Source organism: Lentibacillus amyloliquefaciens (genome assembly GCF_001307805.1).
Classification (GTDB): Bacteria; Bacillota; Bacilli; order Bacillales; family Amphibacillaceae; genus Lentibacillus; species Lentibacillus amyloliquefaciens.
Genome location: NZ_CP013862.1, coordinates 2,578,606 through 2,595,813 on the forward strand (window position 1 = coordinate 2,578,606; position 17,208 = coordinate 2,595,813).

General features: G+C 49.9%; 8 protein-coding genes, 9 tRNA genes and 6 rRNA genes. All 23 read right to left on the reverse strand.

Annotation, left to right across the window (positions count from 1 at the left end):
• Positions 1-62: 62 nt before the first annotated feature.
• A 5S ribosomal RNA gene (gene rrf / locus AOX59_RS13010) occupies positions 63-178 on the reverse strand.
• A gap of 144 nt (positions 179-322) precedes the next feature.
• Positions 323-3,249, reverse strand: a 23S ribosomal RNA gene (locus AOX59_RS13015).
• Positions 3,250-3,398: 149 nt separating this feature from the next.
• Positions 3,399-4,967: ribosomal RNA gene (locus AOX59_RS13020) — 16S ribosomal RNA — on the reverse strand.
• A gap of 164 nt (positions 4,968-5,131) precedes the next feature.
• Positions 5,132-5,207: transfer RNA gene (locus AOX59_RS13025), tRNA-Ala, on the reverse strand.
• Positions 5,208-5,210: 3 nt separating this feature from the next.
• A tRNA-Pro gene (locus AOX59_RS13030) sits at positions 5,211-5,287 on the reverse strand.
• An 8-nt stretch (positions 5,288-5,295) separates the two neighbouring features.
• Positions 5,296-5,372 (reverse strand) — tRNA-Arg (locus AOX59_RS13035).
• Between the two features lie 3 nt (positions 5,373-5,375).
• Positions 5,376-5,465, reverse strand: a tRNA-Leu gene (locus tag AOX59_RS13040).
• Positions 5,466-5,495: 30 nt separating this feature from the next.
• Positions 5,496-5,570: transfer RNA gene (locus tag AOX59_RS13045), tRNA-Gly, on the reverse strand.
• 33 nt (positions 5,571-5,603) lie between these two features.
• Positions 5,604-5,688 (reverse strand) — tRNA-Leu (locus tag AOX59_RS13050).
• 4 nt (positions 5,689-5,692) lie between these two features.
• Positions 5,693-5,768 (reverse strand) — tRNA-Lys (locus AOX59_RS13055).
• Between the two features lie 5 nt (positions 5,769-5,773).
• Positions 5,774-5,849: transfer RNA gene (locus AOX59_RS13060), tRNA-Thr, on the reverse strand.
• Positions 5,850-5,852: 3 nt separating this feature from the next.
• Positions 5,853-5,928 (reverse strand) — tRNA-Val (locus AOX59_RS13065).
• A 14-nt stretch (positions 5,929-5,942) separates the two neighbouring features.
• Positions 5,943-6,058 (reverse strand): 5S ribosomal RNA (gene rrf / locus AOX59_RS13070).
• 144 nt (positions 6,059-6,202) lie between these two features.
• Positions 6,203-9,128 (reverse strand): 23S ribosomal RNA (locus AOX59_RS13075).
• A 148-nt stretch (positions 9,129-9,276) separates the two neighbouring features.
• A 16S ribosomal RNA gene (locus tag AOX59_RS13080) occupies positions 9,277-10,845 on the reverse strand.
• Together the 16S, 23S and 5S rRNA genes with 9 tRNA genes alongside form the textbook arrangement of a ribosomal RNA operon.
• 542 nt (positions 10,846-11,387) lie before the next feature.
• Entirely contained in the window at positions 11,388-12,869 is a 1,482-nt protein-coding gene (lysS, locus tag AOX59_RS13085; RefSeq protein WP_068448339.1) for a lysine--tRNA ligase, read from the reverse strand.
• Positions 12,870-12,969: 100 nt separating this feature from the next.
• A complete protein-coding gene (locus tag AOX59_RS13090; RefSeq protein WP_068446169.1) occupies positions 12,970-13,176 on the reverse strand; it encodes a tRNA-dihydrouridine synthase in 207 nt (68 codons plus the stop codon).
• Positions 13,177-13,183: 7 nt separating this feature from the next.
• Positions 13,184-13,411 (reverse strand): helix-turn-helix domain-containing protein, encoded by a 228-nt coding sequence (locus AOX59_RS13095; protein WP_068446171.1) that lies wholly within the window; start codon positions 13,409-13,411, stop codon positions 13,184-13,186.
• Positions 13,381-13,893 (reverse strand): 2-amino-4-hydroxy-6-hydroxymethyldihydropteridine diphosphokinase, encoded by a 513-nt coding sequence (gene folK / locus AOX59_RS13100; protein ID WP_068446172.1) that lies wholly within the window; start codon positions 13,891-13,893, stop codon positions 13,381-13,383. Before folK ends, AOX59_RS13095 begins: the two co-directional genes overlap by 31 nt.
• Positions 13,890-14,255, reverse strand: coding sequence for a dihydroneopterin aldolase (gene folB, locus AOX59_RS13105; protein ID WP_068446174.1), 366 nt, complete (start codon positions 14,253-14,255; stop codon positions 13,890-13,892). The genes folK and folB overlap by 4 nt, the downstream gene beginning before the upstream one ends.
• On the reverse strand, positions 14,248-15,081 hold the full coding sequence (folP, locus tag AOX59_RS13110) for a dihydropteroate synthase (protein WP_068446176.1): 834 nt from the start codon (positions 15,079-15,081) through the stop codon (positions 14,248-14,250). The genes folB and folP overlap by 8 nt, the downstream gene beginning before the upstream one ends.
• Before the next feature lie 161 nt (positions 15,082-15,242).
• A complete protein-coding gene (gene cysK, locus AOX59_RS13115) occupies positions 15,243-16,169 on the reverse strand; it encodes a cysteine synthase A (RefSeq protein ID WP_068446178.1) in 927 nt (308 codons plus the stop codon).
• A gap of 133 nt (positions 16,170-16,302) precedes the next feature.
• A complete protein-coding gene (locus tag AOX59_RS13120) occupies positions 16,303-17,205 on the reverse strand; it encodes a peptidylprolyl isomerase (RefSeq protein WP_068446180.1) in 903 nt (300 codons plus the stop codon).
• Between the last annotated feature and the right edge of the window lie 3 nt (positions 17,206-17,208).

Here is a 17,208-nt window from a genome sequence, read left to right on the forward strand (position 1 = left end):
TACATGCGGGATAAAAAGCAAAAAGGCTGATCTCATTTATTTGAAATCAGCCTTTTATTATCGCCTGGCGGCGTCTTACTCTTGCAGGGGTTAAACCCCAACTACCATCAGCGCTGGAGAGCTTAACTGCTGTGTTCGGCATGGGAACAGGTGTGACCTCTCCGCTATCGCTACCAGACTTTGTCATTTCTATCGTGCTGTCGTCTTTTCCGTTTTGACGGACAAGAATTATTATAGGCATTTTCACCAGAAAATGCAAGGGGTTTTGACAAATTTGCACCCTGAAAACTAAATAAGAGCTTCATTCAACGTTTTTTGCGGGTTAGTTAAGTCCTCGATCGATTAGTATCCGTCAGCTCCACGTGTCACCACGCTTCCACCTCGGACCTATCAACCTCATCGTCTCTGAGGGATCTTACTCACTTAATGTGATGGGAAGTTTCATCTTGAGGGGGGCTTCATGCTTAGATGCTTTCAGCACTTATCCTTGCCACACGTAGCTACCCAGCTATGCTCCTGGCGGAACAACTGGTACACCAGCGGTGTGTCCATCCCGGTCCTCTCGTACTAAGGACAGCTCCTCTCAGACTTCCAATGCCCACGACGGATAGGGACCGAACTGTCTCACGACGTTCTGAACCCAGCTCGCGTACCGCTTTAATGGGCGAACAGCCCAACCCTTGGGACCGACTACAGCCCCAGGATGCGATGAGCCGACATCGAGGTGCCAAACCTCCCCGTCGATGTGAACTCTTGGGGGAGATAAGCCTGTTATCCCCGGGGTAGCTTTTATCCGTTGAGCGATGGCCCTTCCATGCGGAACCACCGGATCACTAAGCCCGACTTTCGTCCCTGCTCGACTTGTAGGTCTCGCAGTCAAGCTCCCTTCTGCCTTTGCACTCTGCGAATGATTTCCAACCATTCTGAGGGAACCTTTGGGCGCCTCCGTTACACTTTGGGAGGCGACCGCCCCAGTCAAACTGCCCGCCTGACACTGTCTCCGGACCGGGTCACGGTCCGGGGTTAGAATGTCCGTACAGCCAGGGTGGTATCCCACGGGTGCCTCCACGTAAGCTGGCGCTCACGTTTCGACGGCTCCCACCTATCCTGTACAAGCTGTACCAACATTCAATATCAGGCTGCAGTAAAGCTCCACGGGGTCTTTCCGTCCAGTCGCGGGTAATGCGCATCTTCACGCATAGTATAATTTCACCGGGTCTCTCGTTGAGACAGTGCCCAAGTCGTTGCACCTTTCGTGCGGGTCGGAACTTACCCGACAAGGAATTTCGCTACCTTAGGACCGTTATAGTTACGGCCGCCGTTTACTGGGGCTTCGGTTGAGCGCTTCGCGCCCGAAGGCGCTAACGCATCCCCTTAACCTTCCAGCACCGGGCAGGTGTCAGCCCCTATACTTCGCCTTTCGGCTTCGCAGAGACCTGTGTTTTTGATAAACAGTCGCTTGGGCCTATTCACTGCGGCTCATCTCTCATGACGAGCACCCCTTCTCCCGAAGTTACGGGGTCATTTTGCCGAGTTCCTTAACGAGAGTTCTCCCGATCACCTTAGGATTCTCTCCTCGCCTACCTGTGTCGGTTTGCGGTACGGGCACCTGTGAACTCACTAGAGGCTTTTCTTGGCAGTGTGGAATCTGGAACTTCGGTACTCAATTTCCCTCCCCGTCACAGCTTGAGATTGTTGAACGGATTTACCTGCTCAACTCCCTCACTGCTTGGGCGCACAATTCCGACAGTGCGCTTTCCATATCCTGCTGCGTCCCCCCATCGTTCAAACGTTCACGAGGTGGTACAGGAATATCTGCCTGTTGGCCATCGCCTACGCCTTTCGGCCTCGGCTTAGGTCCCGACTAACCCTGAGCGGACGAGCCTTCCTCAGGAAACCTTAGGCATTCGGTGAAAGAGATTCTCACTCTTTTTTCGCTACTCATACCGGCATTCTCACTTCCAAACGCTCCACCAGTCCTCACAGTCTGACTTCGCAGCATTTGGAACGCTCTCCTACCATTGTTCTAACAGAACAATCCGCAGCTTCGGTGATACGTTTAGCCCCGGTACATTTTCGGCGCAGAGTCACTCGACCAGTGAGCTATTACGCACTCTTTAAATGATGGCTGCTTCTAAGCCAACATCCTGGTTGTCTGAGCAACTCCACATCCTTTTCCACTTAACGTATACTTAGGGACCTTAGCTGGCGGTCTGGGCTGTTTCCCTCTCGACTATGAACCTTATCACCCATAGTCTGACTCCCAAGGATGCGTCGCTGGCATTCGGAGTTTGACTGAATTCGGTAACCCGGTGAGGGCCCCTCGTCCAATCAGTGCTCTACCTCCAGTACGCTTAACCTTGAGGCTAGCCCTAAAGCTATTTCGGAGAGAACCAGCTATCTCCGTGTTCGATTGGCATTTCACCCCTACCCACACCTCATCCCCGCATTTTTCAGCATACGTGGGTTCGGGCCTCCAGTCAGTGTTACCTGACCTTCACCCTGGACATGGGTAGATCACACGGTTTCGGGTCTGCGACCGTATACTGCTTACGCCCTCTTAAGACTCGCTTTCGCTTCGGCTCCGTGCTTAACACTTAACCTTGCATACGATCGCAACTCGCCGGTCCATTCTACAAAAGGTACGCCGTCACCCATTAACGGGCTTCGACTACTTGTAGGCACACGGTTTCAGGTTCTTTTTCACTCCCCTTCCGGGGTGCTTTTCACCTTTCCCTCACGGTACTGGTTCACTATCGGTCACCAGGGAGTATTTAGCCTTGGGAGATGGTCCTCCCGGATTCCGACGGAATTTCTCGTGTTCCGCCGTACTCAGGATCCACGCCGGAGGAAACGTCTTTTCGGCTACGGGGCTCTTACCCGCTTTGGCTGACGATTCCAGGTCGATTCGCCTAAAACGTTTCTTGATAACTCCAATGGCGTGTCCTTCAACCCCGGAAAGCAAAGCTTTCCGGTTTGGGCTGTTTCCGTTTCGCTCGCCGCTACTCGGGAAATCGCTTTTGCTTTCGCTTCCTCCGGGTACTGAGATGTTTCAGTTCCCCGGGTGTGCCGCTTGTGCCCTATTGATTCAGACACAAGCACTGCCCCATTACGGACAGCGGGTTGCCCCATTCGGAAATCTCCGGATCGCAGTCTACTTACGACTCCCCGAAGCATATCGGTGTTAGTCCCGTCCTTCATCGGCTCCTGGTACCAAGGCATTCACCGTGCGCCCTTAATCACTTAACTAAGTTTGCGTTCGTTTAACGAACGCGTCATTTCAATGTCGTTGAATGTCTTGCTCTTATTTAGTTTTCAAGGTACAACTTCTCAAATTGAGGGGATTGCTCCCTCAAAACTGAACCAAACAACCCAGTATGTTCCTTATTAATCCTTAGAAAGGAGGTGATCCAGCCGCACCTTCCGATACGGCTACCTTGTTACGACTTCACCCCAATCATTGGCCCCACCTTCGGCGGCTGGCTCCTGAAAAGGTTACCTCACCGACTTCGGGTGTTGCCAACTCTCGTGGTGTGACGGGCGGTGTGTACAAGGCCCGGGAACGTATTCACCGCGGCATGCTGATCCGCGATTACTAGCGATTCCGGCTTCATACAGGCGAGTTGCAGCCTGCAATCCGAACTGGGAATGGTTTTATGGGATTGGCTTGGCCTTGCGGCTTCGCGGCCCTTTGTTCCATCCATTGTAGCACGTGTGTAGCCCAGGTCATAAGGGGCATGATGATTTGACGTCATCCCCGCCTTCCTCCGGTTTGTCACCGGCAGTCACCTTAGAGTGCCCAACTAAATGCTGGCAACTAAGATCAAGGGTTGCGCTCGTTACGGGACTTAACCCAACATCTCACGACACGAGCTGACGACAACCATGCACCACCTGTCACTCTGTCCCCGAAGGGAACACGGTATCTCTACCGCCATCAGAGGATGTCAAGACCTGGTAAGGTTCTTCGCGTTGCTTCGAATTAAACCACATGCTCCACCGCTTGTGCGGGCCCCCGTCAATTCTTTTGAGTTTCAGCCTTGCGGCCGTACTCCCCAGGCGGAGTGCTTATTGCGTTAACTTCAGCACTAAGGGGTGGAAACCCCCTAACACCTAGCACTCATCGTTTACGGCATGGACTACCAGGGTATCTAATCCTGTTCGCTACCCATGCTTTCGCACCTCAGCGTCAGTTACAGACCAGAGAGTCGCCTTCGCCACTGGTGTTCCTCCACATCTCTACGCATTTCACCGCTACACGTGGAATTCCACTCTCCTCTTCTGCACTCAAGTCCTCCAGTTTCCAATGACCGCCCGCGGTTGAGCCGCGGGATTTCACATCAGACTTAAAAGACCGCCTGCGCGCGCTTTACGCCCAATAATTCCGGACAACGCTTGCCCCCTACGTATTACCGCGGCTGCTGGCACGTAGTTAGCCGGGGCTTTCTGGTCAGGTACCGTCAAGGTGCTGCCCTCTTCGAACAGCACGTGTTCTTCCCTGACAACAGAGTTTTACGATCCGAAAACCTTCATCACTCACGCGGCGTTGCACCGTCAGACTTTCGTCCATTGCGGATGATTCCCTACTGCTGCCTCCCGTAGGAGTCTGGGCCGTGTCTCAGTCCCAGTGTGGCCGATCACCCTCTCAGGTCGGCTACGCATCGTCGCCTTGGTAAGCTTTTACCTTACCAACTAACTAATGCGCCGCGGGCCCATCTGTAAGCGGCAGCCAAAGGCCGCCCTTTCAGCTCCTGGCCATGCAGCCATGAGCATTATCCGGTATTAGCTCGCGTTTCCACGAGTTATCCCCGTCTTACAGGCAGGTTGCCCACGTGTTACTCACCCGTCCGCCGCTCGTTCCACAAGCGCACGCCCCGAAGGGCGATTGCCTGCTTCCCGCGCTCGACTTGCATGTATTAGGCACGCCGCCAGCGTTCGTCCTGAGCCAAGATCAAACTCTCCAAAAAAGTTTGTCCGAAATTGACACCGATCAATCTCAGTCTTAGCTTACAAAAATTGATTCAAGGGGTAAAAGTTTGCATCAAATCAGCTCAGCTGATTCGCCAACTTCTTACCTCTGACTTCGTTTGTCATACTGGTTGTTTTGTTCAGTTTTCAAGGAGCAATTTTATGGTGGAGCCTAGCGGGATCGAACCGCTGACCTCCTGCGTGCAAAGCAGGCGCTCTCCCGGCTGAGCTAAGGCCCCGGATGGTCGGGAAGACAGGATTTGAACCTGCGACCCCATGGTCCCAAACCATGTGCTCTACCAAGCTGAGCTACTTCCCGTTATCTTTTGGTGCGCCCGAGAGGAGTCGAACCCCTAACCTTCTGATCCGTAGTCAGACGCTCTATCCAATTGAGCTACGGGCGCTTCTGGTGCCGAGGGCCGGACTCGAACCGGCACGGTAGGATACCTACCGCAGGATTTTAAGTCCTGTGCGTCTGCCAATTCCGCCACCCCGGCCTTGGATAGGCTTGGCAATAATAGAAATAATGGAGCGGAAGACGGGATTCGAACCCGCGACCCCCACCTTGGCAAGGTGGTGTTCTACCACTGAACTACTTCCGCACAAAAATTCATAAATAATATAACGTTTTATAGTGGTGCGGGTGGAGGGACTTGAACCCCCACGTCGCGAGACACTAGATCCTAAATCTAGCGCGTCTGCCAATTCCGCCACACCCGCAAAATGGTGAGCCATGGAGGATTCGAACCTCCGACCCTCTGATTAAAAGTCAGATGCTCTGCCAACTGAGCTAATGGCTCATTGATGGTGCCGGCCAGAGGACTTGAACCCCCAACCTACTGATTACAAGTCAGTTGCTCTGCCAATTGAGCTAGGCCGGCAAATGGTGGAGGATGCAGGGCTCGAACCTGCGACCCCCTGCTTGTAAGGCAGGTGCTCTCCCAACTGAGCTAATCCTCCCGCACACATTTATCGCCTGGCGGCGTCTTACTCTTGCAGGGGTTAAACCCCAACTACCATCAGCGCTGGAGAGCTTAACTGCTGTGTTCGGCATGGGAACAGGTGTGACCTCTCCGCTATCGCTACCAGACTTTGTCATTTCTATCGTGCTGTCGTCTTTTCCGTTTTGACGGACAAGAATTATTATAGGCATTTTCACCAGAAAATGCAAGGGGTTTTGACAAATTTGCACCCTGAAAACTAAATAAGAGCTTCATTCAACGTTTTTTGCGGGTTAGTTAAGTCCTCGATCGATTAGTATCCGTCAGCTCCACGTGTCACCACGCTTCCACCTCGGACCTATCAACCTCATCGTCTCTGAGGGATCTTACTCACTTAATGTGATGGGAAGTTTCATCTTGAGGGGGGCTTCATGCTTAGATGCTTTCAGCACTTATCCTTGCCACACGTAGCTACCCAGCTATGCTCCTGGCGGAACAACTGGTACACCAGCGGTGTGTCCATCCCGGTCCTCTCGTACTAAGGACAGCTCCTCTCAGACTTCCAATGCCCACGACGGATAGGGACCGAACTGTCTCACGACGTTCTGAACCCAGCTCGCGTACCGCTTTAATGGGCGAACAGCCCAACCCTTGGGACCGACTACAGCCCCAGGATGCGATGAGCCGACATCGAGGTGCCAAACCTCCCCGTCGATGTGAACTCTTGGGGGAGATAAGCCTGTTATCCCCGGGGTAGCTTTTATCCGTTGAGCGATGGCCCTTCCATGCGGAACCACCGGATCACTAAGCCCGACTTTCGTCCCTGCTCGACTTGTAGGTCTCGCAGTCAAGCTCCCTTCTGCCTTTGCACTCTGCGAATGATTTCCAACCATTCTGAGGGAACCTTTGGGCGCCTCCGTTACACTTTGGGAGGCGACCGCCCCAGTCAAACTGCCCGCCTGACACTGTCTCCGGACCGGGTCACGGTCCGGGGTTAGAATGTCCGTACAGCCAGGGTGGTATCCCACGGGTGCCTCCACGTAAGCTGGCGCTCACGTTTCGACGGCTCCCACCTATCCTGTACAAGCTGTACCAACATTCAATATCAGGCTGCAGTAAAGCTCCACGGGGTCTTTCCGTCCAGTCGCGGGTAATGCGCATCTTCACGCATAGTATAATTTCACCGGGTCTCTCGTTGAGACAGTGCCCAAGTCGTTGCACCTTTCGTGCGGGTCGGAACTTACCCGACAAGGAATTTCGCTACCTTAGGACCGTTATAGTTACGGCCGCCGTTTACTGGGGCTTCGGTTGAGCGCTTCGCGCCCGAAGGCGCTAACGCATCCCCTTAACCTTCCAGCACCGGGCAGGTGTCAGCCCCTATACTTCGCCTTTCGGCTTCGCAGAGACCTGTGTTTTTGATAAACAGTCGCTTGGGCCTATTCACTGCGGCTCATCTCTCATGACGAGCACCCCTTCTCCCGAAGTTACGGGGTCATTTTGCCGAGTTCCTTAACGAGAGTTCTCCCGATCACCTTAGGATTCTCTCCTCGCCTACCTGTGTCGGTTTGCGGTACGGGCACCTGTGAACTCACTAGAGGCTTTTCTTGGCAGTGTGGAATCTGGAACTTCGGTACTCAATTTCCCTCCCCGTCACAGCTTGAGATTGTTGAACGGATTTACCTGCTCAACTCCCTCACTGCTTGGGCGCACAATTCCGACAGTGCGCTTTCCATATCCTGCTGCGTCCCCCATCGTTCAAACGTTCACGAGGTGGTACAGGAATATCTGCCTGTTGGCCATCGCCTACGCCTTTCGGCCTCGGCTTAGGTCCCGACTAACCCTGAGCGGACGAGCCTTCCTCAGGAAACCTTAGGCATTCGGTGAAAGAGATTCTCACTCTTTTTTCGCTACTCATACCGGCATTCTCACTTCCAAACGCTCCACCAGTCCTCACAGTCTGACTTCGCAGCATTTGGAACGCTCTCCTACCATTGTTCTAACAGAACAATCCGCAGCTTCGGTGATACGTTTAGCCCCGGTACATTTTCGGCGCAGAGTCACTCGACCAGTGAGCTATTACGCACTCTTTAAATGATGGCTGCTTCTAAGCCAACATCCTGGTTGTCTGAGCAACTCCACATCCTTTTCCACTTAACGTATACTTAGGGACCTTAGCTGGCGGTCTGGGCTGTTTCCCTCTCGACTATGAACCTTATCACCCATAGTCTGACTCCCAAGGATGCGTCGCTGGCATTCGGAGTTTGACTGAATTCGGTAACCCGGTGAGGGCCCCTCGTCCAATCAGTGCTCTACCTCCAGTACGCTTAACCTTGAGGCTAGCCCTAAAGCTATTTCGGAGAGAACCAGCTATCTCCGTGTTCGATTGGCATTTCACCCCTACCCACACCTCATCCCCGCATTTTTCAGCATACGTGGGTTCGGGCCTCCAGTCAGTGTTACCTGACCTTCACCCTGGACATGGGTAGATCACACGGTTTCGGGTCTGCGACCGTATACTGCTTACGCCCTCTTAAGACTCGCTTTCGCTTCGGCTCCGTGCTTAACACTTAACCTTGCATACGATCGCAACTCGCCGGTCCATTCTACAAAAGGTACGCCGTCACCCATTAACGGGCTTCGACTACTTGTAGGCACACGGTTTCAGGTTCTTTTTCACTCCCCTTCCGGGGTGCTTTTCACCTTTCCCTCACGGTACTGGTTCACTATCGGTCACCAGGGAGTATTTAGCCTTGGGAGATGGTCCTCCCGGATTCCGACGGAATTTCTCGTGTTCCGCCGTACTCAGGATCCACGCCGGAGGAAACGTCTTTTCGGCTACGGGGCTCTTACCCGCTTTGGCTGACGATTCCAGGTCGATTCGCCTAAAACGTTTCTTGATAACTCCAATGGCGTGTCCTTCAACCCCGGAAAGCAAAGCTTTCCGGTTTGGGCTGTTTCCGTTTCGCTCGCCGCTACTCGGGAAATCGCTTTTGCTTTCGCTTCCTCCGGGTACTGAGATGTTTCAGTTCCCCGGGTGTGCCGCTTGTGCCCTATTGATTCAGACACAAGCACTGCCCCATTACGGACAGCGGGTTGCCCCATTCGGAAATCTCCGGATCGCAGTCTACTTACGACTCCCCGAAGCATATCGGTGTTAGTCCCGTCCTTCATCGGCTCCTGGTACCAAGGCATTCACCGTGCGCCCTTAATCACTTAACTAAGTTTGCGTTCGTTTAACGAACGGTCATTTCAATGTCGTTGAATGTCTTGCTCTTATTTAGTTTTCAAGGTACAACTTCTCAAATTGAGGGGATTGCTCCCTCAAAACTGAACCAAACAACCCAGTATGTTCCTTATTAATCCTTAGAAAGGAGGTGATCCAGCCGCACCTTCCGATACGGCTACCTTGTTACGACTTCACCCCAATCATTGGCCCCACCTTCGGCGGCTGGCTCCTGAAAAGGTTACCTCACCGACTTCGGGTGTTGCCAACTCTCGTGGTGTGACGGGCGGTGTGTACAAGGCCCGGGAACGTATTCACCGCGGCATGCTGATCCGCGATTACTAGCGATTCCGGCTTCATACAGGCGAGTTGCAGCCTGCAATCCGAACTGGGAATGGTTTTATGGGATTGGCTTGGCCTTGCGGCTTCGCGGCCCTTTGTTCCATCCATTGTAGCACGTGTGTAGCCCAGGTCATAAGGGGCATGATGATTTGACGTCATCCCCGCCTTCCTCCGGTTTGTCACCGGCAGTCACCTTAGAGTGCCCAACTAAATGCTGGCAACTAAGATCAAGGGTTGCGCTCGTTACGGGACTTAACCCAACATCTCACGACACGAGCTGACGACAACCATGCACCACCTGTCACTCTGTCCCCGAAGGGAACACGGTATCTCTACCGCCATCAGAGGATGTCAAGACCTGGTAAGGTTCTTCGCGTTGCTTCGAATTAAACCACATGCTCCACCGCTTGTGCGGGCCCCCGTCAATTCTTTTGAGTTTCAGCCTTGCGGCCGTACTCCCCAGGCGGAGTGCTTATTGCGTTAACTTCAGCACTAAGGGGTGGAAACCCCCTAACACCTAGCACTCATCGTTTACGGCATGGACTACCAGGGTATCTAATCCTGTTCGCTACCCATGCTTTCGCACCTCAGCGTCAGTTACAGACCAGAGAGTCGCCTTCGCCACTGGTGTTCCTCCACATCTCTACGCATTTCACCGCTACACGTGGAATTCCACTCTCCTCTTCTGCACTCAAGTCCTCCAGTTTCCAATGACCGCCCGCGGTTGAGCCGCGGGATTTCACATCAGACTTAAAAGACCGCCTGCGCGCGCTTTACGCCCAATAATTCCGGACAACGCTTGCCCCCTACGTATTACCGCGGCTGCTGGCACGTAGTTAGCCGGGGCTTTCTGGTCAGGTACCGTCAAGGTGCTGCCCTCTTCGAACAGCACGTGTTCTTCCCTGACAACAGAGTTTTACGATCCGAAAACCTTCATCACTCACGCGGCGTTGCACCGTCAGACTTTCGTCCATTGCGGATGATTCCCTACTGCTGCCTCCCGTAGGAGTCTGGGCCGTGTCTCAGTCCCAGTGTGGCCGATCACCCTCTCAGGTCGGCTACGCATCGTCGCCTTGGTAAGCTTTTACCTTACCAACTAACTAATGCGCCGCGGGCCCATCTGTAAGCGGCAGCCAAAGGCCGCCCTTTCAGCTCCTGGCCATGCAGCCATGAGCATTATCCGGTATTAGCTCGCGTTTCCACGAGTTATCCCCGTCTTACAGGCAGGTTGCCCACGTGTTACTCACCCGTCCGCCGCTCGTTCCACAAGCGCACGCCCCGAAGGGCGATTGCCTGCTTCCCGCGCTCGACTTGCATGTATTAGGCACGCCGCCAGCGTTCGTCCTGAGCCAAGATCAAACTCTCCAAAAAAGTTTGTCCGAAATTGACACCGATCAATCTCAGTCTTAGCTTACAAAAATTGATTCAAGGGGTAAAAGTTTGCATCAAATCAGCTCAGCTGATTCGCCAACTTCTTACCTCTGACTTCGTTTGTCATACTGGTTGTTTTGTTCAGTTTTCAAGGAGCAATTTCAATGCCGCGTTCAAAAAAGCGACTTTATTAATATACCATCTTCAAACAACAAAGTCAATAACTTTTTCAATCAATTTTGTTGCTCGGTTCGATTGGTTCGGTTCGCTTCTCTTTTCGCGACCTCAATTAATTTATCATGTTTATTACTCTAAATCAATAGGAATAAATAAAAAAATCATTGGATATTTTATCCATCATTGTCAAAACTGCAACAGAATCGGACCTGTACGGGAATCTAATCCCCGGCTTTTCTTACTTGGTTTCCCTGAAATATTGGAGCAGTGGTCTTGCCGAGCGTTAAAGCAAAGAAATGACCCGGCCAGAGCTCCAGCTTCGAAGCACTGACCGGCCTGCTTACCTAACAGAATAAATCAATCGATTATTTGTTTCGCATTTGAGGGAACAGTAGTACATCACGAATCGACGGGGAATTTGTGAGAAGCATAACAAGCCGGTCGACTCCTATTCCCAGTCCGCCTGTTGGAGGCATCCCGTATTCCAATGCTTCCAGAAAGTCTTCATCCATTAAATGTGCTTCATCATTTCCTTCATCACGTTCTTTCACCTGTGCTTCAAAGCGCTCACGCTGGTCTATTGGATCATTTAATTCACTGAAGGCATTCGCATGTTCGCGGCCAACAACAAACAATTCAAACCGGTCCGTGAACCGTTCATCGTCCTCATTCCGTTTAGCAAGCGGTGAAATTTCAACTGGGTGGCCATAAACAAATGTCGGCTGCACCAGGGATTCTTCCACTTTCTGCTCAAAGAATTCATTGAGAACATGACCATATGTCATATTATTCTGGATTCCAACACCATGATCTTTAGCCAGTGCCCGCGCTTCTTCATCTGACACATTAGGCCAGAAATCAACACCGGTATACTCTTTAACAACATCAACGATATGAACCCTTTTCCATCCAGGCTCCAAATTAATTTCCTGTTCATCGTATTGGATTTTCATTGTGCCGAGCACATCGCTCGCAATATGAGAAATCAGGTTTTCGGTCAGATTCATAACATCATGAAAATCCGCATATGCCTCATACAGTTCCATCATGGTAAATTCCGGATTATGGCGGGTGGATACGCCTTCGTTGCGGAAAACACGCCCGACTTCATACACTTTTTCCATGCCGCCAACAATCAGCCGCTTCAAGTGCAGTTCAATTGCAATTCGCATATATAATGGAATATCCAGCGCGTTATGATACGTTTCAAATGGACGGGCTGAAGCACCCCCGGGAATCCCATGCATCATCGGGGTTTCCACTTCAAGAAAGCCCTGTTTGTCCAAGTTACGGCGCATCGATTGGATAATCTTGCTCCTCAGAATAAATGTTTCTTTACTGTCAGGATTTGTGATCAAATCTAAATAACGCTGACGATAACGCTGTTCGATATCCTTTAAGCCGTGATATTTTTCCGGCAATGGACGCAGTGATTTGGTCAGCAAGGTAAACGTCACAGCCTTCACTGACAGCTCACCAACTTTTGTCTTGAACATGACACCCGTCACACCGACAATATCTCCCATGTCAGCTGACTTAAAAATTTCGTAGGATTCTTCACCAATCATATCTTTCCGTACATATATTTGGATTTGTCCACTCAAGTCCTGAATGTGGGCAAACCCTGCTTTTCCTTTACCACGTTTTGTCATGACACGGCCTGCAATTGTCACTTCATCGTCTTTTTCTTCCAGTTCTTCTTTGGAAAACTGATCATACGCGCTGACCAGCTCAGATGCAAAATGACTCCTTTCAAATTTACCGCCGAACGGGTTCACATTCTTTTCTTCTAAGGACTCAAGCTTTTCCCGCCGTGCCCGCATATGATCATTTAATTCTTCTGTCACCATTATCACTCCATTTTATCCGGCCGGATTCCCTGTTTTAGAGAACCCGGCTTTCAGTAATAAGTACTATGCCTCTAAAAGACAAATCCAAAGTTATATTTCAGGAAGCATGGCTTTTGGCTTCCGGTTCTTCTGCAAATGAATAGAGAATGTTCAAAAGGCTTTCCCGGGTTTCTGTTTCATTGATTTTGCGCCGCATTTTGGAATTGCCCTTTAGTCCTTTTAAATACCATGCTGCATGTTTGCGCATTTTCATGATAGCGATCTTTTCACCTTTTAGTTTAATCAGACGCTCCATATACTGCATACAGACATCAATCTCCCTTCATTTTCCCCGATCCGGAATTGATCAGTTCCTGCTTTCGTATATCGAGCTGATCCGCTACTTGGTCCAGCAGATCATTGGTTGCCTGTTTTTGTCCCCGTTCCACACTGCCGAGACTCATAACCGGGATGTTCAGTTTTTTTGCCAGGCTGACCTGTGTATACCCTTTTAATTTGCGGAATGCTTTTATTCTTCTGCCGATCCTTTGTCTATCCATAACGTTACATCCTTTATGTCACTCTCCGGAAGTTCATCTATATAATCCGACACCGTCTTATATGCAGCAGGAAAGGCTAATTCATTTGCTATTTCGCTCAATGGAATGAGCACAAATGCCCGTTCATGCATGCGCGGATGCGGAATCGTTAATAGTTCTGTTTCTCTATTTTCCTGATTATAAATTAAAATGTCAAGGTCGACCGTTCGCGGGCCAAAGCGGATATCCCGTTCTCTTCCCAATTGTTTTTCAATGGTCTGGCAGACATCAAGCAGTTCCAGCGGTAAAAGGGATGTATCTAATTCAATGACCATGTTCAAAAAATCTGCCTGGTCTGTATACCCGACTGGCGCGGTTTGATAAATGGATGACTTTCTGATGACGGTTATTCGCTGATGGTCATCAAGTGCCGTTAAAGCTTTTGAAAGGTAGTCCTTCCGCGGCTGTATATTTGACCCAAGAGCCAGATATATACCATTCATACTTTTCGCTCCCTATAAATTTCGACTGCAACGGATTGATAGTGACCCGGTATCGGTGGGTCAGGCTTGGTGACTTTCAATTGACACGCTTCCAATAAATCAAACGAACGGAACAACTCATCGGCAATTTGCTCGGCGATTGTTTCGACAAGATTTTTTGGCTTGCCCTCCACGATTTCTTTAACGACATTGTAAATTTCGCCATAATCAATCGAATCGTTCATATCATCCGAACGGCTGGACTTTTGCAAATCGAGCATCAGCTCTGCATCCACCACAAATCGTTGACCAAGTTTGGTTTCTTCAGGAAACAGACCGTGATACCCGTAAAATGCCATCTGATTCAACAAAATTTTATCCAAGCCTTTTCCCTCCCTGCTTTCCAAGCATCGCATCCATCATTTGAGCCAGTTCAACGTGCAGTTTCACATTATGGACACGGACAATCTGAATGCCTTTCGTTATGCCAAGGCATGTGGTTGCACCTGTTCCATTGTCACGTTCCTGCGGCGGGACATCCAAGATTTTACCTATAAAAGACTTGCGGGATGTGCCGAGGAGAACCGTATACCCCAGTTCGTTAAATTGTTCGAGCTGATTCATAACTTCCAAGTTGTCACCGGACGTTTTGGCAAAACCAACACCAGGGTCAAGGACAATACGTTCCCGGGGCACCCCGGCTTGAGTCGCGATATCAATGCTTTCCTGCAAATCCTGCTTCATATCATCGATCAATGATCTGTAATTCATATTTGTCCGGTTGTGCATTAATATAATCGGGACATCAGCGGTCGCTGCAACTTCTGCTATCTCAGGCTCCCGCTTCGCTCCCCAGACATCGTTGATCATATCAGCGCCGGCCTCAATTGCCTGACGTGCTGTTTCTGCTTTATATGTGTCAATGGAAATTGGCAGGGTTACATTCTCTTTGAGCGCTCGAATAACCGGCAAAACCCGCTGAAGTTCCTCTTCCAGTGAGACCGGGTCATGATCCGGTCTCGTGGATTCGCCGCCGACATCAATCATATCTGCTCCCTCTTGTTCCATCAAAATGGCTTGTTTAACCGCTCGATCGATACTTGTGTAACTGTCGCCGTCTGAGAATGAATCAGGCGTCACATTCAGAATCCCCATTATATGTGTTCGTTCATCCAAATGAAACGTCTTTTCACGTGTCGTTAATTTCATTATGTACCATCCTTTGCATCCCAAATTATGACTAATTATATCAACAAGCTTCCGAATGGATTTGCCTCAGAAAACCTTCTAAATAATTATCGTACCACAGCATGAAAAAAAGGACTAGTGCCAGGTCATCCCGGCACCAGTCCTTCCTAACAAATGCTGATTTATTCTTCGTCATACTGGTAAAGCGGTGTGGACAGATAACGCTCGCCATTATCAGGGATTATTGCCAGTACTTTTTTCCCTTTGCCCAGCTGTTTAGCAACCTTTTTGGCTGCAGCAACTGCGGCACCGGCTGAAATACCGCCCAATATTCCTTCTTGTTTCGCTACTTCACGTGTGGTTTGAAAAGCTTCATCATTGGTAATGCGGAGCGTCTCATCATAAATAGCCGTATCCAGAATATCGGGCACAAATCCTGCACCAAGTCCCTGAATTTTGTGCGGTCCGGCAGAATCTCCCGAAAGGACAGCAGAATCATCAGGTTCAACTGCATAAAGTTTAATGCCATCGAAGTGCTCTTTCAAGACTTTGCCGGCACCGGTAATCGTCCCGCCAGTTCCAATTCCGGAAACAAACCCGTCAAGACCGTCGCCCATCTGTTTGACAATCTCCTGACCAGTTGTGCGCTCGTGCACTTCCGTATTAGCTTCATTACTAAATTGCTGCGGCATAAAATAACCGTGCTCTTGCTTTAGTTCTTCAGCCTTTTTAATGGCGCCTTTCATAGCATCTGCACCAGGGGTCAATACCAGCTCAGCCCCATAAGCACGCAGTAAGTTACGGCGCTCTTTACTCATTGTATCAGGCATCACCAATAAAGCCTTATACCCTTTTGCAGCAGCAACCATTGCCAGACCGATTCCGGTGTTGCCGCTTGTCGGCTCGATAATGGTGTCACCTTCTTTTAATGCACCTTCTTTTTCGGCTGCTTCAATCATGGATAAAGCAATCCTGTCTTTCACGGAGCTTCCCGGGTTCATGAATTCCAGTTTCACGTAAATATCTGCACTGTCATTCTCAGCTGTACGATTTAATTTTACAATCGGTGTTTCGCCAATGAGACCATTGATATTGTCAGCAACTCTCATATTAAGCCCTCCAATTCCTAGTATTTTTATAGGATTTGTTTTTAATATACGTTTAAATTGAAAAAATGTCAATCAATTCGTACTATAATTCAAGATTGGGCTGTTCATTCAATGGGGTGTTAATCCCTTCCCCTTATTCCTCACCATAAATCCATTCGATGTTCAGCTCATTCCATAAAGGGGCAGCTGACAATGAGTTATCAAGCTCGTCCATGGCTAACTCCCGCTCGACATATGGCTTTATTTCCTCATAATCAAACGTGATGGCTGGAAGTTTGCGGTGCAGATAAATAATTGCGACACCCTGATTGGTTTCAAAAGGCTCACTATATGTCCGCTCCTCCATCTGTTCTGCTTTATCCAGATAGCCATCAGGCCAAAATTGGCTTGAATTTACCAGAAACTCAAAATAACCACCTTCATCTTTTGTCTCTTCATCAATCGAGTATTCCCGAGCAAGCAAATCAAATGAGCCACCATCTTCAATTTCCTGATGCACTTTTTCTGCCGTTTCAAAATCCTCAACGACGATATGGGAAATTTGTGTTGACGCTTGAACATTATACTGATCCTGGTATTGTTCATAGTATGCGCGGACTTCCTCATCAGGTATATCGATCTCATCTGTCAGCAAGGCTTCCAATTGATAGCGGTAGATGATATCCTCCCGCCATTCTTCTTCTTTTTGCTGCGTTTCTTCCTCAGTCATAATCCCCTGCATCGTCGTTAAAAGTGCCAGTTCCCGATTAATGACTTTTTCATCTATGGTGATATTGTTTCTCTCAGCGAGCTGTTCTACTGCTTGCTGGTTTATCATATCCTCCAGCTGTTTTTCTCCATGGTTCCCGCGCAATGCTTCCGTCCATTCATCATATGAAATGGTTTCTTCACCAACGGTCGCGACGGGCTCTTTTTGGTTGATTTGACTGCCACTATCGTCAAGTGAGATCGTTTCTTCCTGACTCCAAAAAATAAATGTGGCAATATTTGTTACCAGTAAAACTGCAATAATGCCTAAAAGAAGGTTTCTGTTCATCAG